Genomic DNA, 24,374 nt, shown 5'->3' on the forward strand with positions numbered 1-24,374 from the left:
TCTGTCTCACTCCTCGTCAACTGCCTCACGGATCCTCTCTGCCGCCCGACACCGGGCGGAGGCCGCCCGCGGGTTGCGGGCCACCTCCTCTTCGCTCGGAAGCTCGGCTCCCCTTGTCAGGAGCGCGAACCGCGGCTGGTGAGCCGGCAGCGGGACGGGGAGGCCGACAGGGCCGGTGTCCCTGGTCCGCGCGGTGATGACCTGCTTCGTCAGCCGGTCCTCAAGGGAGTGGTACGCGAGCACGACGACGCGCCCGCCCAGCGTCAATGCGTCGAGCGCGGCCGGGAGCGCGCGTTCCAGTGCTGTCAACTCCGCGTTCACCTCGATCCGCAACGCCTGGAAAGTCCTTTTGGCGGGGTTGCCCCCGGTCCTGCGGGTAGCGGCCGGGATCGCCGTTCTGACGATCTCCGCAAGCCGCTTGGTAGACGTTATGGCCTCTCTGGCCCTTTCCTTGATGATTAAGTGCGCGACACGCGGGGCGAATCGTTCTTCTCCGTAATCCCGCAGGATCCGGATCAGCTCGGCGGCCGGGTAGGTGTTGACCACGACCTCGGCCGTCAGCTCCTCGTCGCGGTCCATCCGCATGTCCAGCGGCGCGTCGTAGGAGTAGGCGAAACCGCGTTCGGCCTCGTCCAGCTGTGGGGAGGAGACGCCCAGGTCGAACAGCGCGGCGTCGACGCGGGGACGGCCCAGCTCGGCCAGTACCTCGGGAAGCTCGTCGGAGACCGCGCGGACCAGCGTGATCCGCTCGGCGTACGGGGCGAGCCTGGTGGTGGAGCGCTCGATGGCGGTGGGGTCGCGGTCGATCCCGATCAGGTGGAGCGAGGGATGCGCGGCCAGCAGGGCCTCGGCGTGACCGCCGAGGCCGAGGTTGGCGTCCACGAGCACGGGGGCGGGGCGGGCCAGCGCCGGAGCGAGCAACTCCAGCACCCGGTCGAGCATGACGGGGACGTGACCCCCGGCCGTCTGGAGATCATGGTTGTGGTTCTCGGCGCGCATGAAGCGCAACCCCCCTCTTTCCCGCCTCGTCCCGTGGACGCGCGGCGGACGCTCACCGGTGTCTTGAAAACAGGCCCCCACCCCCGGGGCCGTCCGGCCAGGTCCCCATCCGCACCCGCGTGTCCACCCGTCACCTGACACCGGGGAAGGTGCATCAGCTGACGGACAGGTGGTTGCGGGTGGAGACCTCGCCGAACGACGTTTTACCGATGAGTCGACCGTGGAATCACAGAATCCCTGGCAGCACCTCCTCCGACAGATCGGCGAAAGCCTGCTCTTGGTCGGCCAGATAGGCGCTCCAGGCGTCCGCGGCCCAGATCTCCAACCGGGTGTTGGCTCCGATGACCACGCAGTCGCGGCGCAGGCTGGCGTACTCGCGCAGAGGTTGCGGAACGGTGATCCGGCCCTGCTTGTCGGCGACCTCGTCGGATGCGCTGGCGAAGAGGACGCGGCTGTAGTCGCGGACCGCCTTGGCGGTCACCGGCGCGGTGCGCAGAGCCTCGGTTATGCGCTGAAACTCCTCTACGGGAAAGACGTAGAGGCAGCGCTCCTGGCCTTTGGTGATCACCAGACCCTCCGCCAGCTCCTCGCGGTACTTCGCCGGCAGGAACAGCCGTCCCTTGTCATCAAGACGTGGGTGGTGAGTGCCGAGGAACACCGGCCTCACCTCCCGTGCCCAGCGGAGCGCCAGGCGTCGCCGCCCTGCCCTCCACTGCGCACCACCATACTCCACTTCTCTCCACCGTCAACTGATTCCACGCCTCTTCACGACGGGTTTCGCCGACATTTCCCCAGTTCAAATGGGGTGGTGCGGAGTGGAGGGGGTAAGCGGCCCCTCGTACGCCACGGGCGTGTCGGGTAAGGCCGCCGAATAGGCTATGGATCATGAAATAAGTCGGGTCGCGGTGAAGAATGATGGAAGGCGGGGATCCCCGCACCGTTCCGGAATCGGCGCACCCCGGCACGTGGTCGCGACCACCGCGTCGCCCGCTATGACCGTTTACCCGGAATCAGCCCTGATGACCGCATAAAGTCGCCGTGGGAACGTATGGCGCCGTAGTGTCGGAAGGCAGAATGAGTTACGGGATCGCAAAGATTCCGCAACGGTAACCCCTCGGCGCACAACCGCCGCACCCTCATGGAGGCCTGGTGGCAGTAACACATGACGTCTCACCACAGCTCGATGATCTTGTGGTCACCGCGCACCGGATTCGTGAGTCGATCGAATCGGTGATCGAGGGCAAGAGCGACGTCGTCCGCCTGACCTTGACCGTACTACTCGCCGAGGGACACCTCCTCATCGAGGACGTGCCCGGAGTCGGCAAGACCATGCTCGCCAAGGCGCTGGCGCGGTCCATCGACTGCCCGGTGCGCCGCGTGCAGTTCACCCCCGACCTGCTACCGAGCGACATCACCGGGGTGAGCGCCTACAACCAGCAGACCAGGGAGTTCGAGTTCAAGCCCGGCCCGGTCTTCGCCAACATCGTGGTCGGTGACGAGATCAACCGGGCCTCGCCGAAGACCCAGTCGGCGCTGCTGGAGTGCATGGAGGAGCACCAGGTCACCGTCGACGGCGCGACCTACCGCCTGGACTCCCCCTTCATGGTGATCGCGACACAGAACCCGATCGAGATGGAGGGCACCTATCCCCTTCCCGAGGCACAGCGCGACCGGTTCACCGCCCGGATCGCGATGGGCTACCCCGCCCCCTCCGCTGAGCTGGAGATGCTCGACGTGCACGGCGCGGCCTCCCCGCTGGACAAGCTGGAGCCGGTGGCCACCACCGAGCAGGTGAAGGCCCTGATCGAGGCGGTGCGCGGGGTCTACGTCTCCCAGCCGATCAAGAAATACGCGATCGACCTGGTGACCGCCACCCGTCAGTCCCCCGACCTGAGGCTGGGCGCCTCCCCCCGCTCGACCCTGCAGCTGGTCAGGGCGGCGCGGGCGCACGCCGCACTCGCGGGCCGCGACTACGTCATCCCCGACGACCTTCAGGATTTGTGCGCCCCCGTGCTCGCGCACCGGCTGCTGCCCAGCATCGAGGCCCAGGGGCAGCGCCGCCCGCCCGAGCAGGTGATCGCCGACCTGGTCCGCCGGGTGCCCGTGCCCGAGGCCCAGGCCCGGTGACCTCTGGCCTCAAGGCACTCACCGCCCGCGGCCGGTCCTTCCTCGCGTCCGGCGTCGCGGCGCTGTTGTGCGCCTTCATCCTCGGCGAGCACGACCTGCTCAGGATCGGCGTGCTGATCGTCTCGCTGCCGCTGCTCGCGGCCCTGGTGGTCGCCCGCACCCGTTACCGGCTGAGCTGCGCCCGGCGCCTGGACCCGCCCAGGACCGAGGTGGGCAGCGAGGCCACCGTGACGCTGCGGCTGGAGAACATCACCCGGCTGCCGACCGGGCTGCTGATGATCGAGGACACCGTTCCCTACGCCCTCGGCGCCCGGCCCAGGTTCGTGCTGGACCGGGTGGAGGCGCAGGGCATCCGGGAGATCGACTACCGGGTCCGCTCCGACCTGCGCGGACGCTTCACCATCGGGCCGCTCTCCATCCGGATCAGCGACCCCTTCGGCCTGGTCGAGCTGACCAGGTCGTTCACCATCACCGACACGCTCATGGTGACGCCCCAGGTGGTGGCGTTGCCCCATGTGCGCCTGTCCGGTGAGTGGACGGGCGGGGGCGACAGCCGTACGAGAAGCGTCGCGGCCGCGGGAGACGACGACGTCGCGCCACGTGAGTACCGTCAGGGCGACGACCTGCGTCGCGTCCACTGGCGCTCGACCGCCAGGCACGGCGAGCTGATGGTGCGGCGCGAGGAGCAGCAGTGGCAGAGCAGGGGGGCGCTGCTGCTGGACACCCGGCGCTACGCCCACCGGGGCGAGGGGCCGCGCTCGTCGTTCGAGGCGGCGGTCTCGGTCGCGGCCTCCATCGGCGTGCACCTCGCCCACGAGGGTCTCGGCCTGCGCCTGGTCACCGACCAGGGGGCCGAGCAGCTCACCGACAGCGGGCTGAGCCTGTCGCTGCTGGACACCCTGGCCGTCGTGCGGACCAGCACGGCACGGTCACTGGAGTACGGCGTCGGCGCGCTGCGGCAGGGGGGCGGTGACGGCCTGATCGTCGCCGTGCTCGGCAAGATGGACCTCGACCAGGCCCAGGAGCTGGCCAGGGCCAGGCACGGCAACATGACCGGCGTGGCCGTGCTGCTGGACGTCGAGGGCTGGGAGAATCCCGAACTGGGCGAGGACGAGGAGTTCCGGGCGGTGCGCTCGGTGCTCACGGGAACGGGCTGGCGCGTGGTGGGGCTGCCCGCCGGCACCTCCGTCGCGAGCGTCTGGCAGGACGTCGCGCAACGCGGACGATTCGCGGCCGGCAGGAGTGGCTCATGAGACTTTCCATCGCGTCGGGCGTGGCCACGGGAGCGGTCGCGCTCGGGCTCTACCCGCTCTTCCAGGGCGGTTCCTGGTTCTGGTCGAGCCTGGGCGCCATCCTGGTCGTGACCGGGGTCGGCATGCTGGCCGGTCACTACACGCTGCCCGGCTGGCTGGCGCCGCCCGTGCAGGTGCTCGCGGTGTTCCTCTATCTCACGGCGGTGTTCGCCGGGGACGAGGCGTGGGCGAGGGTGTTTCCCACCTGGGACTCGCTCGACAGGCTGGACGAGTTGCTGACGACGGGCTTCGCCGACATCCAGCGGTTCGCCGCCCCCGTGCCCGACAACGCCGGCATCGTCCTGCTCACCTGCGGCGGTGTCGGCCTGATCGCCGTCCTGGTGGACCTGCTCGCCGCGCGGCTGCGCAGGGCGGCGCTCACCGGGCTGCCGCTGCTGGCGCTGTTCACGGTCCCGGCCGCGGTGATCGTCGAGCCGATCAGCTGGCCGGCGTTCATCATCGGCGCCCTGGGCTACCTGGGGATCCTCGTCGCCGACGGACGGGAACGGGTCGGCCAATGGGGCCGCGCGGTGCTGGTGCGCCGCACGTCGTCCTTCACCGCCACCCGGCCGAACCCCGCCGACACCGGGCCGCTGCGGCTCTCCGGCAGACGCATCGGCTTCACCGCGATCGCGCTCGCCGTCCTGCTGCCAGCGCTGCTGCCCACCCTTGAGCCCGACCCGCTGTTCAATTTCGGCGTGGGCAACGGCAGAGGCGGCGGCGGCAACTCGATCAGCATCCCGAACCCCATGGTCAACCTGCGCGGCCAGCTGTCGCTTCCGGAGAACTCCACCGTCCTGACCTACCAGGCCAGCGACAGCACGCCGCGCTACCTGAGGATGTACTCGCTCGACGTCTTCGACGGCGAGCAGTGGACGATGTCGGAGCCCAGGGGCCGTCCCGAGGACCGGACCTCCGAGGCGCCGATGCCGCCGCCTCCCGGCCAGGGCGCGAACGTGCCCGTCACGCCCGCGACCGTCACCGTCACGGTGAGCCCGCAGGTCAGGAGACTGAGCTTCCTCCCCCTGCCCTACCCGGTGTCCAAGGTCACGGTGGCGGGCGACTGGCGTCCCGACCGCGACACGCTCATGGTCTTCTCCACGCGGAACACCGCGGGGGGCCTCACCTACCAGGCCCTCACCGCCGAGCCCGAGGCCACGGCGGACAGGCTCAAGGCGGCGCCCTCGCCCGCCACGGCGATCAGGGACCGATACCTGACGCTGCCGGAAACCCTGCCCGAGGAGATCAGGCAGCTCGCCCTCAGGGAGACCAAGCAGGATGCCGGCCCGTACGAGCAGGCGATCCAGCTGCAGGAGTTCTTCACCAAGACCGGCGGGTTCACCTACAGTCTGGCCACCCAGGGGCACGACGGCCCGGCGCTGACGGACTTCCTGATCCGCAACAGGACCGGCTACTGCGAGCAGTTCGCCGCCTCCATGGCGGTGCTGGCGCGCGTCCTGGGCATCCCCTCCAGGGTCGCCATCGGTTACACCGGGGGCAGCGTCACCTCCGAGGGGTGGCAGGTGCGCACCCACGACTCGCACGCCTGGCCCGAGCTGTACTTCGAGGGCGTCGGGTGGCTCCGCTTCGAGCCCACCCCGGCTGGCGGAGCAGGTCAGGGCAGCGCGACGGTGCCGTCCTACACCCGCCCCGAGGTGGCGCCGGCCACCTCCGACGAGCCGAGCGCGGCACCGTCGTCGGCCCCCGACGACTCCGACTCGCCCACCGGCGCGGCGGACGACCGCCGCCGCGAGCAACTCGACCGGGACTCCGGTGGCGCGCTGATCCCGGTGGACGAGGGAATGCCGCCCGCTGCGAAGATCGGCATCGGGGTCGCGATCGCGCTTCTGGTCGCGCTGATCCCCGCGCTGATCCGCTGGCAGCTGCGGGCCCGCCGAGGCAGGTCCTACTCACGGCCGGTGAGGGGTCCCGGGGGCGAGGGTTCGGCCGTCCCCGATCCCACCGCCGTCGCGCCCGCCGCGGTCAGGGAGATCCGCTGGGAGCCTGCGGTGACGGCCGCGTGGGCCGAACTCGACGACGCCCTGTGCGACTACGGGATGTCGCGGCAGGTGAGCGAGAGTCCGCGCGCGCTGGCCAGGCGGCTGGCCGAGCAGTACGTGTTCGAGCCGGAGGCCGCCGCCGCGCTGGCGAGGATCGCCGCGGCGGTGGAGCGGATGCTCTACGCCAGAACGCCGGGCGAGATCGGCACCCTGCGCGAGGACATGCGCACCGTGCGGCGGGCGCTGGCGGCCACCGTGACCCGTGGCAGACGGATCAGGGCGGTGCTGCTACCGCCCTCCACGCTGCTGCGGGCGCGGGCGATGGGCGGGCGGGTGCTGGACGGTTTCGACCGGCTGGAGAACATCCGGCTGCGCCGACCGGCCAGGAAGGGCGCCTGAGCCCTCCGGTGATCGGGACGCGACATCGCGCCCCGATCACCGGGCCGCCGCTGCAGGCGCTGTTCACGGTCCCGGCCGCGGTGATCGTCGAGCCGGTCGGCCGACCGGCGTTCATCATCGGCGCTCCGGGCTACCCGGGGATCCTCGTCGCTGACGGCGAGGCAGGAGCCGCCGGGGCACGCGAGAGGGACCCGGGGGACGACACCGTGCGACACAGCGGACGAGGCGATGGACGACGCGCTGAACGACACAAGGGGTGACGCGGGCCGCTCCCATGCGGGAGTGACCCTCGTCGGCGTGGAGAGATCGTCGGGGGGATCCTCCGGGGAAGGTGACGCCCCCCGCCGGGCTAGCGCTCGTCGTTGCGACGGCGCCAGCGCTCCTCCATACGTTCCATGAAGCTCTGGCGGGAGCCGCCGGGACGGCGCCCCCCCTTGCCTCGCGGCTGATCGGGCGACGTGGCCGCGTTGGCCTCACCGAACCCGTTCATCCGCTTCCAGCTGGACAGACCCCACAGACACGCGGCGAGCATGACCACGAAACCGCCGACGCCGAGCGGGATGTTGATGATCACAACGCCGACCATCAGCAGGACGACACCCAGGATGAAGCCGATGGAGGCCTTCACCAGGCGGCGCCTGTAATGGCTGCGGGGATCACTGATCCTGACGGTATTGGCCCACTTCGGGTCCTCGGCGTAGAGGGCCTGCTCGATCTGGTCGAGCAAGCGCTGCTCGTGCTCAGAGAGCGGCACGGCGCCTCCCAAGGACAGCCCCAGGACGGGGAAGACGGTGACGGACGACACGGGGTGTCCGAACCTCGCGGTCGGTTATCCCCAGAATACGAGGCTGTAGACGTAGACGAAAGAAAACGTCCAACGTAGTCCAAACCGGAGGCCGCGTCATGGGTCTATTCCATCAAACGGCGGGCGAACAAGGGAGGCCGGGAGGACGGCATCGCGACCGAATCTGCGGGCCGCCCTGTCCATCGCCCGCTCGGCCTCCCGCCAGCCCGTCTCACGCTCTCCGAGCCCGAGCTGCCGGGTCGCCCCGGCGGCCGGGCCGAGGTTCTCCACCCGCACGCCGACCAGTCTCAGCCTGGTGTTCTCCAGGCCTGAGGCGGCGTAGAGGGCGCAGGCGACCTCGTACAGGACCTTGGCGACGTCGGTGGGCTCTCGCAGGCTCCTGGACCGGGAAAGGGTGGTGAAGTCGGCGCGGCGGAGCTTGACGCTGATCGTGCGGCCGACGCTGCCGCCCTCCCTGAGCCTCGCGGCGACCCGCTCGGAGAGCCGGAGCAGCTCCCTGCGGATCTCCACGGGATCGGCGATGTCTGTGGCGAAGGTCTCTTCCGCGCCGATGCTCTTGTCGGGGACGTACGGGGTCACCGGGCGTTCGTCGCGCCCCCAGGCGAGCGCCGCCAGGTGCGCGCCGGCCGCCTGGCCCAGATCCCGCTGGAGCGTCTCCACAGGGACCCTGGCGAGGTCGCCGACGGTCTTGATGCCGAGGCGTGCCAGTGACCGCTCGGTGCGCTCTCCGACGCCCCACAGCGCCGCCACGGGCAGCGGGTGCAGGAAGTCGACCACCCTGTCGGCGGGCACCACGAACAGGCCGTCGGGCTTGCAGTGCCGCGAGGCGAGCTTCGCCACGAACTTGCTGCCGGCGACCCCGACGGAACAGGTGACGCCCTGCTCTCGCACGACCTGCTCACGGATCATCTTGGCGATCGCCGCCGGTGGGCCGAGACGCTTGCGGGCCCCGCCGACGTCGAGGAACGCCTCGTCGGAGGCGATCGGCTCGACCTCGGGGGTGTAGGTGTGGAAGATCTCCATGACGCGCCGGGAGACCTCCGCGTATTTGCCCCGGCTCGGCGGGATGATCACCGCTTGGGGGCAGAGCCGTCGGGCCCGGGTCATGGGCATGGCCGAGTGCACCCCGAATCTCCGGGCCTCGTAGGTGGCGCTGAGCACCACCCCGCGCGCCCCGGGCGCGCCGATGATGACGGGAGAACCCCGGAGCTCGGGACGGTCACGCAGCTCGACGCCCGCGTAGAAGGCGTCCATGTCGACGTGGAGGATCGGGCAGCCGCTGTCGTCCGTCCCCAGATCGGCACCCGGACGCGGCATCTGCTGCTTTCTCGACACCCCGCCATCCTACGGGAACACGCGTTCGATGTGGCGTTCACCGGTGGCCAAGCATGTGCAGTTGGGTGGCGATGTCGCGGAGCACCGGATGCGCCGCCGCCGCCTGCTCCAGGGCGACCAGGGCGCGGGCGGCTCCGGGCTCGCCGTCGAGCAGCCTGCTGGGCACCAGGTCGGCGAAGACCCGCACACCGTGCACCTCGCCGGGCGTGAAACCCGCCGCGGCGAGAAGCCGCTCCAGCGCCTCTCGGGTGAAGCGCCTGGGCGTGGGGTCGCGGTCGCCCCAGCGACCTTGGGGGTCGTCCAGGACCTGGAGTGCCTCGTCGAACCTGCCGGCGATGGAGCGGTGGAGCGCGGCGGCGAGCGGGTTGGCGGCGAGCACGCTGATCACGCCGCTCTCGCGCAGCAGGCCGGCCATCGCCCGCACCGCGCCGTTCGGGTCCTCCACGTACTCCAGCACGCTGTGGCAGAGCACCAGGTCGGCCCCGCCACCCGGGAGCAACTCCCCCAGGTCCGCGGCGTCACCCTGCAGGGCGCGCACCTCCACCCCCGCCTCCGCCGCGCGGCGCTCCAGCGCGGCGAGCGAGTCGGGGCTGGGATCGACGACCGTCACGGCGTGCCCCAGGTCGGCCAGGGGAACGGCGAAACCACCCGTTCCGCCCCCGGCGTCGACGATGTCGAGCCGCTCACGGCCTGTCGCGGCCACCCGCTCGGCCAGCACGGCACTCAGGACGTCCCACACGACCGCTGTGCGGACCGCGGGGGTGCCCGCCTGCCGTGAGATGCCTACGGCGTGCAACTTCAGATCGCCTCCTCGTTCGGTGACGAGCCCAGCCTACGCGGCGCGCCCCCCGGTGCGGCCCAAGGAGTATCCATACTCGTACTTGATCGAGTCTTTTTCCCGGCTCGGACGGATCCCATGGGCAAGCCGGGAGAAAAGGGGACACCCCGGACAGGGGTACGCCAGGGCGGGGAGACCCGGAGATCCGGGCCCCCGCAGGGCGACCGGCGAGGCCTCTCCTGCCCCTGACCGGGTTTCCCCCGGCCGGGACGGTCGTTCCCCGCCGAGGTTTTCCCGGTCGACGTCCGGCGCAGGACCGCTAGAGCGCCAGGGACGGCTTGAGCTGCTTGAAACGGGCCATCAGCCCGTTGACGAACTGCGGCGACTCGTCGGTCGACAGCTCGGAGGCCAGGCTGACCCACTCGCTGATGACGACGCCCTCGGGGACGTCGGGCATCCACAGCAGCTCGTAGGTGCCGCCGCGCAGGAGGTTGCGGTCGACCGCGGGCATGCGGTCGAGCGTCCAGCCCTCGGAGTAGGTGGTGATCAGCTCGTCGATGCGCGACCGGTGCCTGCACACGCCCTCGACGATCGTCGTGGTGTATTCGTTCACGGGCGGCTCGGCCCGCTCGAGGCGCTCGGCGAGGACGCTCAGCGGGTCCTGGCCACGCGCCTCGGCCTCGAAGAGGATGTCGAGCGCGCGCCTGCGCGCCTTACCTCGTGCCGACATCAGGCGCGGCCGAGATAATCGCCGGTGCGGGTGTCGACCTTGACCTTCTCACCGGTGGTGATGAAGAGCGGCACCTTGATCTCGGCGCCGGTCTCCAGCGTGGCGGGCTTGGTGCCGCCGGTGGAGCGGTCGCCCTGGAGGCCGGGCTCGGTCTCGGCGACGAGCAGCTCGACGGCCGCGGGCAGGTCGACGTAGAGGACGTTGCCCTCGTTGATCGCCACGGTGGCCAGCATGTTCTCCAGCAGGTAGTTGGCCGAGTCGCCGACCGCCGTCCTGGAGACGTTGAGCATGTCGTAGGTCTCGGTGTCCATGAAGACGTAGTCGTCGCCGTCCATGTAGGAGAACTGCATCTCGCGCTTGTCGACGTTGGCCACCTCGACCTTCACGCCCGCGTTGAAGGTCTTGTCGACGACCTTGCCGGATAGCACGTTCTTGAGCTTGGTGCGGACGAACGCGCCGCCCTTGCCGGGCTTGACGTGCTGGAACTCCACGACGGCCCAGAGCTCACCGCCGTCGAGCTTGAGCACCAGGCCGTTCTTGAGGTCGTTCGTCGTCGCCACTAGTCTCTCCTGCGTACGGCCGCTCTTAAAGGACGAGCAGCTCTTTGGTCGTCCGTGTGAGAAGTTCCGGTCCGCCATCGCGCACCACGAGCGTGTCCTCGATGCGGACACCACCCCTGCCGGGAAGGTAAACCCCTGGCTCGACGGTCACCGGAACTCGATCCTCTAGTCTAGCGTGCTCATGGTCGCGCTCCGGCTCTCTCGAAGATCGTTCCGGCTTCGGAGAACCTTCCCGCTCTCCCCGGGAGTCCTGCGGGTTCTCGGGTCTCGCCGGTGACAGGAACGGCGCCTCGTGGATCTGCAGCCCGACGCCGTGGCCGAGGCCGTGCTTGAAGAACTCCCCGTAGCCCGCCTCCCCGATCAGGTCGCGGGCCGCGGCGTCCACCTCGTGGAGCGCCGCGCCGACCCGCGCGGCCAGGCTTCCGGCCCGCTGGGCGGCGCGGACCAGGTCGTACAGCTCGCGCTGCCATCCCGCGGGCTCGCCGATCGCCACGGTCCTGGTCATGTCCGCGTGGTAGCCCCGGTACAGCGCCCCGAAGTCCATGGTGACCAGGTCGCCGCGCTCCAGCGGCCGGTCAGAGGGCGAGTGGTGCGGGATCGCGCCGTTGGGCCCGCTCGCGACGATCGAGTCGAAGGCGAGCCCGTCCGCGCCCAGTTCCACCATCCGGCGCTCCAGTGCCCTGGCGACCTCCTTCTCGGTCAGTCCGGGACGCAAGCCGGGCACGACCTCGTCGAAGGCCCGGCCGGTGAGCTCACACGCGGTGCGGATGAGGTCGATCTCGGCGTCGTCCTTGACCGTGCGCACCGACTCCACGAGCCCGGACAGGCGCGGCAGTCCTCCGCCCAGCCGGAAGTAGTCGGCGACGGACATGTGCTCGGCCTCGATGCCGGTCCGGCCGTTCTCCGGCAGCAGGGCCCCGGCGACGTCGGGCGCCTCGATCACCTCCACGTCGGCGCAGACGCGCCGGGCGGCCTCGATGTAGCGGGAGTCGGTGGCCAGGGTGGCGCCGGCGTCGGCCCCGACCAGGACGGCCGCGTTGGAGCTGGCCAGGCCGGTCAGGTAGCGCACGTTCACGACGCTGGTGACCAGGATCGCGTCCGCCCGGTGAGCGGGCAGCAGGGCCGCGAGGCTCGCGCGGCGCCGGGCGTGGGTGGCGGTCATAGTAGGCATGTTATTAACCGATTTGACCAATTTTAACCGATGCCGTCACCTTAATCCTGCGACCCTGCGCTCACCGGGCCGGCGTCAGGAGGCGAGCTCCCTCACCCTCTCGATGAGCCGGACGCGCTCCTCGTGGGTGCCCGCCAGCGGGGCGACGTTGACGGTCGTGACACCCGACTCGCGCATCGCCTGCAGGCGCTCGCGGACGTGCCCCTCCGAGCCGATCAGGGACGTCCTCTCCAGCAGCTCGTGCGGTACGAGCGCGGCGGCCTCGTCCTTCCTGCCCTCCAGGTAGAGGTTCTGGATCTGCTCGGCCTCCTTCTCGTAGCCGTACCTGCGGGCGAGGTCGTTGTAGAAGTTCCTGCCCTTGGCGCCCATACCGCCGATGTAGAGCGCGGCCATCGGGCGGCCCAGCTCCAGCCAGCCGGAGACGTCGTCGCCGATGGCGAGCGGGGCCTGGGCGATCACGTCCAGCTCGCCCAGCGCCGGATCCCGCCTCGCCCCGCCCGCCGCCAGGGAGGCACCCCACACGTCGGCGGCCTTCTCCGGCACGTAGAAGATCGGCTCCCAGCCCTCGGCGAGCTCGGCGGCGAGCTCGACGTTCTTGGGACCGATGGCGGCGATCACGACGGGGATGCGCTCGCGGACCGGGTGGTTGATGAGCTTCAGCGGCTTGCCCAGCCCCGTTCCCTGGTCCGCGGGGAGCGGGACGGTGTAGTGCCTGCCCTCGTAGGTCAGGCGCTCGCGCCGCCAGACCTGACGGCAGATCTCGACGACCTCGCGGGTACGGCCGAGCGGCGCGGTGTAGGGAACGCCGTGGAAACCCTCGACGACCTGGGGGCCCGAGGCTCCCAGGCCGAGGGTGAAGCGTCCGTCGGAGACGTAGTCCAGGCCCGCGGCGGTCATGGCCAGCAGGGCGGGGGTGCGGGAGTAGACGGGCAGGATGCCGGAGGCGATCTGCAGCCTCTCGGTCCTGGCCGCGATGTAGCCCAGCTGACTGACCGCGTCGAAGCTGTACGCCTCGGCGACGAAGACGATGTCGAGCCCGGCCTTCTCGTAGTCGGCCAGCTCGGCCACCGTCTCCTTGAAGCCCCCCGAGTAGTTCAGGGCCATACCGATGCGCATCGTGAGATCGTCCTTCCGCGGTGCCGACAAAACCGAATGTTATTCCGTCGCCTCGTCGGCAAAGGCTATCGACTCACCGCCGAAGCACCAAGCCCCGCGCCGCCGCCATCGGGCCGGTAGCCTACGCATTCCGGGGTAGGGGACCCCGGAGGGGCGGGTCACCACCACAGGGCGGACGAGGAGCGGTGTGCTGAGGCAGTCGATCGTCGTGGCGGCGGCAGCGCTCGCCCTCACGCTCGGAGGGCACCGGCTCCTGCCGGAGCTGGGCGGTTTCACGCCCGTGCTGGAGAGCCTGCTCCCATGGCTCGGGGTGGCCGTGCCGATCCTGCTGATCTGCGCGCTGGCCACCCGTTCGTGGCAGGTGATCGTCGCCGCGCTGGTCCCGGCGACCGTGTGGGGCCTCATGTTCGGCCCGGCGCTGCTGCGCAGCCCGCCCGGCGGACCCAGCGACCTCTCGGTCGCCACCCTCAACGTCGGCGCGACCAACGCCGCCTCCGCCGAGGCCATGCGGTCCGTCTCCAAGGGCCGCGACCTGGTCGCGGTGCAGGAACTGACCGCCGGCGGCCCCGCGGCGAAGTTCCTCAACGACCACTTCCCCCACCGCTACCGGATCGCCACGGTCGGCCTGTGGAGCCGGTTCCCGATCGCCGAGGCACGCAAGGCCGACATCGGCCTCGACTGGGCGCGGGCACTGCGCGCGGTGGTCGTCACTCCCAAGGGCAGGGTGACCGTGTACGTCATGCACCTCGCCTCCGCCCGCCCGGGACAGACCGCCCAGCGCGACGAGACCCTCGCCCACGCCCGCAGGATGGTCGACAGGGACGACAGCGAGCACCTGCTGCTGCTCGGCGACCTCAACACCGCCACCACCGACCGCAAGCGTTCCGGCCTGGTGCCGCCGCTGTCGGACGCCCAGCAGGAGGCCGGTACCGGATTCGGCTTCACCTGGCCCGCGTCCTTCCCCGTCACCCGCCCCGACCACATCCTGTACCGCGGCATGATCGCCACCAGCGCCGGCGTCGAGCGGGCCGCGGGCAGCGACCACCGCGCCGCCGTCGCCTCCCTGCGCCTGGCCGCCTAGGAAGGCCCCGGGAAACCGGCGCCCTAGAGACCCGGCGCTCCCGGGCGGGCACGGAGGGCGGACAGGTCGGCCGGGGTGTCGATGTCGGCGGGGTCGGCGACGTCGTCGCAGGGGACCGCGACGACCAGTTCCGGATGGGCCCTCAGGAACGGGCGGGCGCCCGCGTCCCCGGTCGCGAGCCTGGCGACCTCCTCGAAGTGCTCCCTCGCGATCAACACCGGGTTCCTCCGCGCGCCGCCGTAGGTGGCGACGGCGACCGAGGCGCCCCGCCGCGCGGCCTCGACGAGCCGCTCCACCGCCCGCGGGCCGACGAACGGCTGGTCCACCAGGGCGATCACCACGTGCTCGGCGACGTCCGGGATCGCGTTCAGTCCGGCCCTGAGCGATGAGCCCATCCCCGAGCTCCACTCCGGGTTGTGGACGGTCACCGCTCCCCCTATCCGCACGGTGGCCGCGCCGAGCACCACGACCACGGGACGGCAGCCGCCGTCGTGGAGCGCCCTCACCCCGCGATCCACCAGCCGCTCCCCGTGGAAGTCCACCAGCGCCTTGGGAGTGCCGAGCCGCGAGCCGGATCCGGCGGCGAGCAGCAGTCCCGCGCTCGCCGCACGCCCACCGATCTTCGCTGCGCTCACCCGCCGGGTCCCTCGCCGTGGATCCTGCCGGAACCGTCGGTCAGCGGCCGGCCAGAGCCGCCCCAGCGCAGCTGGATCAGCTCCGCGGCGATCGAGATCGCCGTCTCCTCCGGCGTGCGCGCGCCCAGGTCCAGCCCGATCGGAGAGCGGAGCCTCTTCAGCTCGGCCTCTCCCATCCCCGCCTGCGCCAGCCGGGCCAGCCGGTCCTCGTGCGTGCGGCGCGACCCCATCGCGCCGACGTAGCCCGCCGGGGTGCGCAGCGCGACCTCGAGCAGGGGAACGTCGAACTTGGGATCGTGGGTGAGCACGCAGATCGCGGTCCGCTCGTCCACGACGGTCGAGGTGAGATAGTCGTGCGGCCACTTCACGACCACCTCGTCCGCCTCGGGGAAGCGCTTGGCCGTGGCGAACACCGGCCGGGCGTCGCACACGACCACGTGGTAGCCGAGGAACTTGCCGACCCTCGCGACCGCGGCGGCGAAGTCGATCGCGCCGAAGACCAGCATCCTGGGCGGCGGCGCGAAGGACTGGACGAAGACCGACAGCTCGTCGAGCCGTCGCTCTCCCTTCGCCCCGTACCTGCGGATGCCCGTCAGTCCCTGCGCGAGCATCCCCCTGACGTCGTCGTCCACCGCGTCGTCCAGCCGGGTCACCCCCAGGGAGCCTGAGGAGCGGTCAGGCCAGATGACCCGGCGGGTGCCGATCGCGCCCGGCCCCGACAGAACGGTCGCCACCGCCACCGGCTCACGCCGCAGTACCGAGGCGGCGACCTCCCCCAGCTCGGGGAAGGTCTCCCTGGAGACGGGCTCGACGAAGATGTCCAGGATGCCGCCGCAGGTCAGGCCGACGGAGAAGGCGTCGTCGTCGCTCACTCCGTACCGCTGCAGGACGGGCGCGCCCGAGGAGACCACCTCCCTGGACAGCTCGTAGACGGCGCCCTCGACACAGCCGCCGGAGACGCTGCCCTCGGCCTCGTCGCCGAGCACCGCCATGGACGCCCCCGGTGGCCGGGGCGCGCTGCGGAAGGTGTTGACCACGGTGGCCAGGCCGAACGTCTCTCCCGCCTCCCACCATCGCAGGATCTGTGACAGAACGTCACGCATGCGTACCTCCAAGCAGCGTCGCCAGTTCCTCGAACGCGGCCAGGCTGTGCCCGGCCACGAAGTCGTCGATGTGGGGAAGCGCGGCCCGCATCCCGGCGGTGAGCGGCCGGTAGCCCTCCCTGCCCTTGTGCGGGTTCACCCAGATCACCCGGTGGGCCGTACGGGACAGCCTGGCCATCTCCGCTCCCAGCAGCGAGACGTCGCCGCGCTCCCAGCCGTCGGAGGCGATCACCACCACCGCCCCCGCCGCGTCGTTCAGCGCCAGGAGACGCCGCAGTTCCTCGCCCAGGCGGGTTCCGCCGCTCCAGTCGGGAACGGCGCGGGAGACGGCGTTCATCGCGGTCTCCGGGTCGCGGTGGCGAAGCTCGGCGGTGAGCCTGGTCAGCCGGGTGCCCGCGCTGAACACCTCGGTGGCACCCGGCTCCGACCTGACCAGCGCGTGGGCGAGGCGGAGCAGCGTGTCCGCGTACGGGGTCATGGAGCCGCTCACGTCGACCAGCAGCACGACCCTGCGCGGCCTGGTCCGGTGCGCACGGTAGCGGAGCCCGGCGATCTCCCCTCCTCTGCGCAGGGTCTCCCGGACGGTCGCCGGGCCGTCCAGCCGCCCTCGGCGCGAGGGCCGGAAACGCCGTGACGCGCGCCGCTCCCTGCCGACCCGCAGCAGGGCGAGCAGCCGGTGCGCCTCGGCGAGCTCCGCCGCCGTCATCCGGGCCACGTCCCGGGTGCGCAACACCTCCGTCGCGCTCGCGGTCGACGCCAGGGCGGGAGGCTCGCCGCCCTGGCGGTGCTCGGGGCGTACCTCGGGCCTCGCCGCGGTGTGCCGGGTGACGGTGACCGCCTCCGCTCTCGCACGGCCCGCCCGCAGCCCTGCGAAGTAGGCGCGGAAGACCCGGTCGTAACGGGGCAGGTCCTCGGCCGAGGCGCACAGCGTGACCCTGCCCGCCCAGTAGACGTCGCCGGGCCTGGAGGCGTCCAGGTGGGACAGGGCACGCAGCAGGCCCTGGGTCCGCTCGTGGTCGGCGGACACCCCCGCGGCGCGCAGCGTCCTGGCGAAACCGGTCATGACCGCGACCAGGTCCTCCCCCGCGCCGAGTCCGGAGGGGAGCGCCGCGAGAGGGGCCCCGCCGTCCGGAGCGGCCCGGGTGACGGGAAGAACGCCGGTCGAGGGGAGTCCGGTCGAGGCAGCCCCGGTCGGCGGGATTCCCACCGAGGGGGAGCCGGTCGGGGGAACACCGGTTGCGGGAGACCCGGTCGGGGGAACACCGGTTGTGGGAGACCCGGTTGTGGGAGACCCGGTCGGGGGAACGCCGTCAGCGCCGGGACGCACCGAGGAATCCCTTCCCGAGCACCGTCTCGTGGTCCTCCCTGTGCTTGAGCAGGGCGCCCAGCGAGGCGGCCGCCAGGTCGGGGTCGAGCTCGCGGGCGCCGAGGGCGAGGAGTGCCTCGGTCCAGTCCAGGGTCTCGGCGATCCCCGGCGGCTTGATCAGATCGGCCTCGCGGAGCCGCCCCGTCGCCGTGGCCACCTGCTCGGCCAGGATCTCCGAGCACTCGGGAAGCCTCCTGCGCAGGATCGCCACCTCCCTGTCAAAGGAGGGGTGGTCCAGCCAGTGGTAGAGACAGCGTCGTTTCAGCGCGTCGTGCACCTCGCGGGTGCGGTTGGAGGTGAGCACGACCACCGGCGGCCGCGCGGCGCGGATCGTACCGAGTTCGGGGACGGAGATCGCGAAGTCCGAGAGCACCTCCAGCAGGATCGCCTCGAACTCCACGTCGGCCCGGTCGACCTCGTCGATGAGCAGCACCGCGGGCTGGGTCTCGATCGCCCTCAGCAGCGGCCTGGCGATCAGGAATCTTCGGTCGTAGACCTCGCCCTCCAGCCGGGCTGCGTCGGTGACGCCCCCTGCGTTGGCCGCCTCGGCCGCCTTCAGGTGCAGGAGCTGGCGGGCGAAGTCCCAGTCGTAGAGCGCCTGGGACGCGTCGAGCCCTTCGTAGCACTGCAGGCGGATCAGTGGCGCGTCGAACACCTCGGCGAGGGTCCTGGCCAGCTCGGTCTTGCCGACTCCCGCCTCGCCTTCGAGCAACAGCGGGCGGCCCATCCGCAGCGCGAGGAAGGTCGCCGTGACGAGCCCTTCGTCTGCCAGGTATGACCGCTCGTCGAGCAGCTCCGCCAACTGCGCGGGCGACTCCACATTGGATGTCTCGATTGTCCGCCTCACCACCACCTCAGGCTACGCCCGTCGGCGGGGTCCCAGCGTGACCACACCGCACCACACCGCGCCCCGGCTCCCGCGTCTGCCCGCCCGGCGGCGGCATCGCAGGCCCGCACCGTCGCCGGCGGGCCCCCGGCCTGCTCGGTGCTCGGGACGAGCTTCAACATTTCCGTCACCAACGCCTCATTGGCGATATCGCCCGGTAGTCGTGGAAGGATCGCATCGTGCAGGACCGTTCCGCGTTTCCTCCCGGCCCAGAAGGACCGGGCCTTCACGCTGCAGGTGTTGAGTGAAGAACCTGCTCGACCGGATCAACACCCCGTCCAGGGCCGTCGTGCTGGCGTTCCTCGCGGTGGTCCTCACCGGTACGGGGCTCCTCTCGCTACCGGTCGCGGTCGCGGCGGGTGAGAGCGTCTCGTGGACGTCGGCCCTGTTCACCGCCACCTCCGCGGTGTGCGTGACCGGGCTCGCCGTGCACGACACCGCGACGCACTGGTCGTTCTTCGGCGAGATCGTGCTCATGGTGCTGATGCAGATCGGCGGCTTCGGGATCATGACGCTCTCCTCGATCCTCGCGGTGATCGTCTCGGGAAAGCTCGGTCTGCGCGCCCGTCTCAACACCCAGGCCGAGACCAAGACCCTCGGTCCCGGCGACGTGCGAAAGGTGATCGTGGGGGTCGCCAAGGTCACCCTGGTCGCCGAGGCGCTCACCGCCGCGGTGCTCGCCGCCCGCTTCATGATCGGGTACGGGGAGCCGTTCGGCCGCGCCGCCTATTACGGGATTTTTCATGCGATCTCAGCGTTTACCAACGCCGGATTCGCGCTCTGGCCGGACAGCATGATGAGGTTCGTCACCGACCCGTGGATCTGCCTCCCGCTCATCACCGCGGTGGTCGCCGGAGGTCTCGGCTTCCCCGTCTACGCCGTGCTGCGGCAGAACTGGCGCCGCCCGGCGCGCTGGACACTGCACGCCAAGATCACACTGGGGATGACCGCCGTCCTGCTGTTCGGCGGGGCGGTGGCCATCACCGCCACCGAGTGGAACAACCCGGGAACGCTGGGTCCCCTCTCCCCCGGCCTGCGGATCATGGCCGGGTTGTTCCACAGCACGATGACCCGCAGCGGCGGCCTGAACTCCGTGGACACCTCCCAGATGAGCGAGAGCTCCTGGCTCATCAGCGACGTGCTGATGTTCATCGGGGCGGGCAGCGCGAGCACCGGGGGCGGCATCAAGGTGACGACGTTCGCGCTGCTCGGATTCGTGATCCTCGCCGAGTTGCGCGGCGAGCCCGACGTGTCGGCGGGCCGCCGCCGCGTTCCCGAGCAGTTGCAGCGGCAGGCGCTCACGATCGCCCTGCTGAGTGTGGCGTCGGTCGCGATGGGCACGTTCGCCCTGATGACGGTGACACCGTTCAAGCTCGACCGCGTACTGTTCGAGGTGGTCTCCGCCTTCGGCACGGTCGGGCTCTCGACCGGGATCACCGCCGACGTCGGCACCGTGGGACACCTCATCCTGACCATCCTGATGTTCGTCGGGCGGCTCGGTCCGGTGACCCTGGGCGCCGCACTGGCACTGCACGTACAGACCCGGCGGTTCCGATACCCGGAGGAGCGTCCCCTCGTTGGTTGACAGGAAGGGCCGCAGCGACGCGGTCGTGGTGATCGGCCTCGGCCGGTTCGGCGGCGCGCTGGCGGCGGAACTCGTGAGCCGCGACGTCGAGGTGCTCGGCGTCGACAGCGACCCCAAGAACGTGCAGCACTTCTCCGGGCGGCTCACCCACGTGGTGTGCGCCGACTCCACCGACCCCGACGCCCTCGAACAGCTGGGCATCAGGGAGTTCGGCAGGGCCGTGGTCGGCATCGGCACCGACATCGAGGCGAGCATCCTGACCACCTCGATCCTCACCGACCTGGGAGTGTCCGACATCTGGGCGAAGTCGATCAGCCTGCAGCACAGCCGGATCCTGCGGCGGGTCGGCGCGCACCACGTGGTGCAGCCGGAGCACGACATGGGCGAGCGGGTCGCGCACCTCGTCACCGGGCGCATGCTCGACTACGTCGAGGTCGACGAGGACTACGCCATGATCAAGACCCTCGCGCCCCGGTGGGCCGACGGCAAGAGTCTGAGCAGCCTGGGCATCCGCAGCGAGTACGGGGTCACCGTGGTCGGGATCAAGAAACCCGGCGGCAAGTTCACCTACGCCACCTCCGACACGGTGATCCACAACGGCGACACCCTGCTCGTGGCGGGCGACACCGACAAGGCCGAGCGGTTCGCCGAGGAGACCTGAGCGCGGGAACGCGCCGGTGCGGACCGGAACTCGGCCCCGTCGCGCACCGGCGGGTTCCCACCGCGCCGCCTACCGGGCGGTGCAGGTCATCCCGGTGGGGGCGGTGTTGGCCCCGGACCAGGCGCCGTTGAACCCGAAGGAGGTGGTGCCGCCCGAAGACAGCGCGCCGTTCCAGGACAGGTTGACCACGGTGACGGCCGAGCCGCTCGCGGTGTGCGAGCCGTTCCACAGCTGGGTGATGGTCTGGCCGCTGGGGAAGGTCCACGCGACGGTCCAGCCGGTGAGCGCGGCGGTGCCGGTGTTCTTCACCTCGACGTTGGCTCCGAAGCCGCCGTTCCACTGGTTGGTGACGGTGTAGGTCGCGGCACAGGCCTTTCCGGCCGGTGTCGGCGTCGGGGTCGGAGTGGGCGTCGGGGTGGGCGTTGGGGTCGGGGTCGGGGTCGGGGTCGGAGTGGGCGTCGGTGTCGGCGTCGGGCCGCTGGTGCCGGCCTTTTCGGCCGTCCAGGCGCCGACCCAGGCAAGGACCGCGTTCCAGTTGATGGCGACCTCGTTCACCGACCAGGCGTCGATGTCGTCCAGGTAGCACTTCTGCGGCCGGCAGCCGCTGAGGCGCTGCTGGGCGACCGGGTCCTCCAGGCCGCTGTTGGGACCGCCGGCCAGGGCGCCGGGCGGCGCGATGGGCAGGGAGGAGTTGATCTGGTTGGCCCAGAACCGGTGGTGGACGTTACGGGAGGGCTTGTCACCGTAGCCGGTGACGTAGGAGTAGCCCGTCGGGTTGCGGCCGAGCTGGTACGCCATCGTCTCGAACACCCCGGTGCGGAACCGCTCGGCGCCGGAGAAGTCGTGGGCCAGGGCCAGCACGACGGTGTTGTTGAGGATCAGGTTGTTGGACCCCCAGATGTAACCGCCGCCGGACGGCTGGAAGGGCACCGGGTAACCCTGGCCGCGCATCACGTTCAGCAGGCCGTCGGCGGCCGAGACGAAGGAGGCCCGCAGCTGCTGGCCGATGGAGGAGGTCAGGCCGTTGGGCACCAGCGCCAGGGTGATGTCGCCCAGGCTGCCGACCTCCGCCCACAGGGCGCCCTCGTTCGTGAAACTGCGTCCGTAGTACAGCGAGGAGGAGGTCAGGTCGGTGCGGTAGGCCTGCTTGCCGGTGGTGGTGTACAGCTCGGCGGCGGCCCAGTAGAACTCGTCGGTCACCTTGCCGTCGGCATAGGAGCCGCCGCCGGTGCCGTCGGAGGCCGGGGCGAACCGCGAGGGGTTGGCCTTGGCCGCGGCGTAGGCCTTCTCCGCCGCGGTCAGGCAGCGGGCGGAGAAGGCGGAGTCGATGGACGCCCACACCCGGGCGCACTGGGCGGCCGCGGCGGCCAGGTTCAGGGTGGCGGCGGTGCTGGGCGCCGACAGCACCCGGGCCTCGGGGTCCTGGGCGGGCAGCAGCGGCAGCCCGGTCCAGTTGGCATCGTGGATCTTGTGGTGGGCCATGCCCGCCAGCGGGCGGCCGTCGGGGACCTGCATCTTCAGCAGGAAGTCGATCTCCCAGCGGGCCTCGTCCAGGATGTCGGGCACGCCGTTGCCGCGCTCGGGGATGGACATGGTGCCGTCGGCGAAGGCACCGGTGTCGGCGCCGGGGATGTTCTTGGCCCGCTCGTAGGTGTTGACCAGCTGCCAGGCGGACATGCCTCCGTTGATCACGTACTTGCCGTGGTCGCCGGCGTCGTACCAGCCGCCGCGCACGTCCAGCCGGTAGCCGCAGTCGCTGCGGCACGGCACGTTGTTGTCACCCTGGTTGGGAGAGACGTTCAGGTGGCCGGCGGCGCGGGCGTACTGGCTTCCCCCGGCGTACTGGGAGGTGATCGCGATGCCGCTGCGCTGGTGGTAGAAGAACGCCAGCGCGTCGTAGGGCAGCTTCTTCCAGGCGGCGGTGCCGATGTCGAAGGGGTGGCTGGACTCGTTGTTCACCGTGAGCACGTAGTTGGTGCCGGTCCCGGTGTAGGACGAGAAGTCGATCTTGTGGACGGAGTCGCCGGAGGGTGAGTCGGCGCCGAAGACGGTCGTGGTGCCACTGGACACCACCTGGTCGGAACCGTTCAGCAGGCTCCAGGTCAGCGGTGATCCCGAGTTACTGATCACGGTCGCCTGCTTGGCCGCGCCGGGCGCGTAGGCGACCTGGTTGACCTTGATGTTCTGGCCGAGCGCCGGTCGGACGACGGCATGGGCGGTTCCTGTGGTGACGGCCGCGGTGATCGATGCCGCGGCCAGGGCTACGGCCAGCGCCGCCGCCGACAGCCGAATCCGGCCTGACGTGTTCACGTGGAGTCCTCTCGGCCTGTACTGCGTGGGCTTCGCATCTTGGAACCCTCAGACCGGGAAAAGACAGTCACCACCATCGAAGAGAACGCTTCACGCAGCTCACAGCGATGTTTCCGGCGAATGACCGTGTAACTTTCATGGGGTTCCAGCGATTCGCGGAACCGCGACGTGACCGCTTTTCCCACGGCCCGCACACATCTCCCCGCGTCCCCGCCGGGAGGTCACGCTCGCGCACATCACCAAGCCGACCGGCTCCGGGACCCCCGGGAAGGCCCGGCAGGCTCGGCGGGCAATGGGCCCCCCTGAGCCCCCGTAGGGCGGCTCAGCCGGTCTCGGACGCCTCTCCGCGCTCCCTGATGAGGGCGGCGAGCTCGCGGACCTGGCGGACGGCACGGTCCTTCTCCGAGCCCTGCAGGCCCATCGCGCCGACCGTGGCCCCGTCGGTGAAATCGATCTTCGCCCAGGGCTCGTGCTCGATCAGGGTGACCCCGAGCACCTCGGGCCACTCGTAGCGGTGCACCCGCAGCGGGTTGACGACGGTGATCCCCTGCTCGTCGGCCTCCACCCGGACCCGTCCCAGCAGGTGCAGGACCCCGGCGACCACCCCGCCCAGCGCGATCATCGCGATCCTGTCGGCCAGGGTGAACTGCTCGGACAGGAAGATCGCCATCAGCACCGCGCCGAGCATGATCAGACCGGCGAAGCCGTAGGCGGCGATCCGTCCCCTCTTGGGCCGCCACACGACGGGCAGCGGGGGCGGGGAGACGCTCTCCTGGCTCACTCTCAGATCACGATCCTTCGGAAAACCACCGGCCGGAACGGCTGTGACAGCTGGTCACGACGCCGTTGGCAACCTACCGCACGGCCCCGCCGCACCGACCACGAGGCACGGTGGAGCGGGGCCGCGAGCGATCTCTAGGAACGGAGTTCCCGCAGCAGCAGCGCCGTCTCCAGCGCGGCGACGGTGGCCTCGTAGCCCTTGTCCTCGTGGCTGCCGGGCAGGCCCGACCTGTCGAGGGCCTGGTCGAGGGACTCGCAGGTCAGCACGCCGTTGCCGACCGGGACCTCCTCGTCCAGGGAGATCCGCGTCAGGCCCGAGGTGACGGAGTCGCACACGTAGTCGAAGTGGGGGGTCTCACCGCGGATCACGACCCCGAGGGCGACGACCGCGTCGTACTTCCTGGCCAGGACCTGCGCCACGACCGGGATCTCCAGCGATCCGGTCACCCGCACCACGGTCATCTCCGCGCCGCTGTCCCTGCCCGCCTGCTCGGCCCGCGCCACGAGCTGATCGGTGATCTTCTCGTGCCACCGGGCGGCGACGACGCCGACGGTCAGCCCCTTCGCCCGCACGGCCTCGGCCGCCGGCCGTCCGACCCCGCTCACGCGATCACTCCGTGCCCGCTGCCCCGCTCCGCCCGGTGCACTCGCTCAC

Annotated in this window: 22 protein-coding genes; 6 read left to right on the plus strand and 16 right to left on the minus strand. The window is 70.9% G+C overall.

Going from position 1 to position 24,374, the window contains the following annotated elements; all coding sequences use genetic code 11:
- Positions 1 to 6: 6 nt before the first annotated feature.
- Entirely contained in the window at positions 7 to 999 is a 993-nt protein-coding gene (gene rsmH / locus AB0B96_RS01195; RefSeq protein ID WP_350948093.1) for a 16S rRNA (cytosine(1402)-N(4))-methyltransferase RsmH, read from the minus strand.
- Positions 1,000 to 1,225: 226 nt separating this feature from the next.
- Complete coding sequence (mraZ, locus tag AB0B96_RS01200) at positions 1,226 to 1,657, minus strand: division/cell wall cluster transcriptional repressor MraZ (RefSeq protein ID WP_350948149.1); 432 nt, start codon at positions 1,655 to 1,657, stop codon at positions 1,226 to 1,228.
- Between the two features lie 491 nt (positions 1,658 to 2,148).
- Between mraZ and AB0B96_RS01205 the strand changes: the two genes are divergently transcribed.
- From AB0B96_RS01205 to AB0B96_RS01215, 3 genes are read left to right on the plus strand one after another with little or no spacing between them, the layout of a single operon-like run.
- On the plus strand, positions 2,149 to 3,126 hold the full coding sequence (locus AB0B96_RS01205) for a MoxR family ATPase (protein WP_350948092.1): 978 nt from the start codon (positions 2,149 to 2,151) through the stop codon (positions 3,124 to 3,126).
- Positions 3,123 to 4,379, plus strand: coding sequence for a DUF58 domain-containing protein (locus AB0B96_RS01210; protein ID WP_362895490.1), 1,257 nt, complete (start codon positions 3,123 to 3,125; stop codon positions 4,377 to 4,379). Before AB0B96_RS01205 ends, AB0B96_RS01210 begins: the two co-directional genes overlap by 4 nt.
- A complete protein-coding gene (locus AB0B96_RS01215) occupies positions 4,376 to 6,817 on the plus strand; it encodes a DUF3488 and transglutaminase-like domain-containing protein (protein WP_362895492.1) in 2,442 nt (813 codons plus the stop codon). The genes AB0B96_RS01210 and AB0B96_RS01215 overlap by 4 nt, the downstream gene beginning before the upstream one ends.
- A 349-nt stretch (positions 6,818 to 7,166) precedes the next feature.
- On the opposite strand, the gene AB0B96_RS01220 is transcribed toward AB0B96_RS01215, so the two are convergent.
- The 7 genes from AB0B96_RS01220 to AB0B96_RS01250 form a co-directional block, all read right to left on the minus strand.
- Positions 7,167 to 7,571, minus strand: a complete 405-nt coding sequence (locus tag AB0B96_RS01220) for a DUF3040 domain-containing protein (protein WP_350948148.1) — start codon at positions 7,569 to 7,571, stop codon at positions 7,167 to 7,169.
- A gap of 147 nt (positions 7,572 to 7,718) precedes the next feature.
- Positions 7,719 to 8,939, minus strand: coding sequence for a DNA polymerase IV (dinB, locus tag AB0B96_RS01225; RefSeq protein ID WP_362895833.1), 1,221 nt, complete (start codon positions 8,937 to 8,939; stop codon positions 7,719 to 7,721).
- A 55-nt stretch (positions 8,940 to 8,994) separates the two neighbouring features.
- Entirely contained in the window at positions 8,995 to 9,753 is a 759-nt protein-coding gene (locus AB0B96_RS01230; RefSeq protein WP_362895494.1) for a methyltransferase domain-containing protein, read from the minus strand.
- 301 nt (positions 9,754 to 10,054) lie between these two features.
- On the minus strand, positions 10,055 to 10,465 hold the full coding sequence (nusB, locus tag AB0B96_RS01235) for a transcription antitermination factor NusB (protein WP_350948088.1): 411 nt from the start codon (positions 10,463 to 10,465) through the stop codon (positions 10,055 to 10,057).
- A complete protein-coding gene (efp, locus tag AB0B96_RS01240) occupies positions 10,465 to 11,025 on the minus strand; it encodes an elongation factor P (RefSeq protein WP_362507015.1) in 561 nt (186 codons plus the stop codon). Before efp ends, nusB begins: the two co-directional genes overlap by 1 nt.
- 25 nt (positions 11,026 to 11,050) lie before the next feature.
- Positions 11,051 to 12,187, minus strand: a complete 1,137-nt coding sequence (locus tag AB0B96_RS01245) for an aminopeptidase P family protein (RefSeq protein WP_362895496.1) — start codon at positions 12,185 to 12,187, stop codon at positions 11,051 to 11,053.
- An 84-nt stretch (positions 12,188 to 12,271) separates the two neighbouring features.
- Positions 12,272 to 13,312, minus strand: coding sequence for an LLM class F420-dependent oxidoreductase (locus AB0B96_RS01250; RefSeq protein ID WP_350948085.1), 1,041 nt, complete (start codon positions 13,310 to 13,312; stop codon positions 12,272 to 12,274).
- 187 nt (positions 13,313 to 13,499) lie between these two features.
- Between AB0B96_RS01250 and AB0B96_RS01255 the strand changes: the two genes are divergently transcribed.
- Complete coding sequence (locus AB0B96_RS01255; protein WP_362895499.1) at positions 13,500 to 14,393, plus strand: endonuclease/exonuclease/phosphatase family protein; 894 nt, start codon at positions 13,500 to 13,502, stop codon at positions 14,391 to 14,393.
- 23 nt (positions 14,394 to 14,416) lie between these two features.
- On the opposite strand, the gene AB0B96_RS01260 is transcribed toward AB0B96_RS01255, so the two are convergent.
- From AB0B96_RS01260 to AB0B96_RS01275, 4 genes are all read right to left on the minus strand, one after another.
- Positions 14,417 to 15,028, minus strand: coding sequence for a nucleotidyltransferase family protein (locus AB0B96_RS01260; RefSeq protein ID WP_362895501.1), 612 nt, complete (start codon positions 15,026 to 15,028; stop codon positions 14,417 to 14,419).
- A complete protein-coding gene (locus tag AB0B96_RS01265; RefSeq protein WP_362895503.1) occupies positions 15,025 to 16,131 on the minus strand; it encodes an XdhC/CoxI family protein in 1,107 nt (368 codons plus the stop codon). Before AB0B96_RS01265 ends, AB0B96_RS01260 begins: the two co-directional genes overlap by 4 nt.
- Positions 16,124 to 17,338 (minus strand): VWA domain-containing protein, encoded by a 1,215-nt coding sequence (locus tag AB0B96_RS01270; RefSeq protein ID WP_362895505.1) that lies wholly within the window; start codon positions 17,336 to 17,338, stop codon positions 16,124 to 16,126. The genes AB0B96_RS01265 and AB0B96_RS01270 overlap by 8 nt, the downstream gene beginning before the upstream one ends.
- A 103-nt stretch (positions 17,339 to 17,441) precedes the next feature.
- Positions 17,442 to 18,347 (minus strand): MoxR family ATPase, encoded by a 906-nt coding sequence (locus tag AB0B96_RS01275; protein WP_350948080.1) that lies wholly within the window; start codon positions 18,345 to 18,347, stop codon positions 17,442 to 17,444.
- Positions 18,348 to 18,627: 280 nt separating this feature from the next.
- Between AB0B96_RS01275 and AB0B96_RS01280 the strand changes: the two genes are divergently transcribed.
- Together AB0B96_RS01280 and AB0B96_RS01285 are read left to right on the plus strand one after the other, a co-directional pair.
- Entirely contained in the window at positions 18,628 to 19,968 is a 1,341-nt protein-coding gene (locus AB0B96_RS01280; RefSeq protein WP_362895508.1) for a potassium transporter TrkG, read from the plus strand.
- Positions 19,961 to 20,629 (plus strand): TrkA family potassium uptake protein, encoded by a 669-nt coding sequence (locus tag AB0B96_RS01285; RefSeq protein ID WP_362895510.1) that lies wholly within the window; start codon positions 19,961 to 19,963, stop codon positions 20,627 to 20,629. Before AB0B96_RS01280 ends, AB0B96_RS01285 begins: the two co-directional genes overlap by 8 nt.
- 69 nt (positions 20,630 to 20,698) lie before the next feature.
- Here AB0B96_RS01285 and AB0B96_RS01290 read toward each other — a convergent pair whose 3' ends face one another.
- The 3 genes from AB0B96_RS01290 to ribH form a co-directional block, all read right to left on the minus strand.
- Entirely contained in the window at positions 20,699 to 22,939 is a 2,241-nt protein-coding gene (locus tag AB0B96_RS01290) for a glycoside hydrolase family 9 protein (protein WP_362895512.1), read from the minus strand.
- 322 nt (positions 22,940 to 23,261) lie between these two features.
- A complete protein-coding gene (locus AB0B96_RS01295) occupies positions 23,262 to 23,720 on the minus strand; it encodes a PH domain-containing protein (RefSeq protein WP_362895514.1) in 459 nt (152 codons plus the stop codon).
- Positions 23,721 to 23,854: 134 nt separating this feature from the next.
- Entirely contained in the window at positions 23,855 to 24,325 is a 471-nt protein-coding gene (ribH, locus tag AB0B96_RS01300; protein ID WP_350948075.1) for a 6,7-dimethyl-8-ribityllumazine synthase, read from the minus strand.
- Positions 24,326 to 24,374 lie beyond the last annotated feature (49 nt).

Source organism: Streptosporangium sp. NPDC049046, assembly GCF_040649155.1.
Lineage (GTDB): Bacteria > Actinomycetota > Actinomycetes > Streptosporangiales > Streptosporangiaceae > Streptosporangium.

What these genes read in the sequence shown, in the direction of transcription:
- rsmH (WP_350948093.1), bottom strand. Translation starts at nt 999, where the DNA reads ATGCGCGCCGAGAACCACAACCATGATCTCCAGACGGCCGGGGGTCAC.
- AB0B96_RS01215 (WP_362895492.1), top strand. Translation starts at nt 4,376, where the DNA reads ATGAGACTTTCCATCGCGTCGGGCGTGGCCACGGGAGCGGTCGCGCTC.
- dinB (WP_362895833.1), bottom strand. Translation starts at nt 8,939, where the DNA reads ATGCCGCGTCCGGGTGCCGATCTGGGGACGGACGACAGCGGCTGCCCG.
- nusB (WP_350948088.1), bottom strand. Translation starts at nt 10,465, where the DNA reads ATGTCGGCACGAGGTAAGGCGCGCAGGCGCGCGCTCGACATCCTCTTC.
- AB0B96_RS01245 (WP_362895496.1), bottom strand. Translation starts at nt 12,187, where the DNA reads ATGACCGCCACCCACGCCCGGCGCCGCGCGAGCCTCGCGGCCCTGCTG.
- AB0B96_RS01250 (WP_350948085.1), bottom strand. Translation starts at nt 13,312, where the DNA reads ATGCGCATCGGTATGGCCCTGAACTACTCGGGGGGCTTCAAGGAGACG.
- AB0B96_RS01265 (WP_362895503.1), bottom strand. Translation starts at nt 16,131, where the DNA reads ATGCGTGACGTTCTGTCACAGATCCTGCGATGGTGGGAGGCGGGAGAG.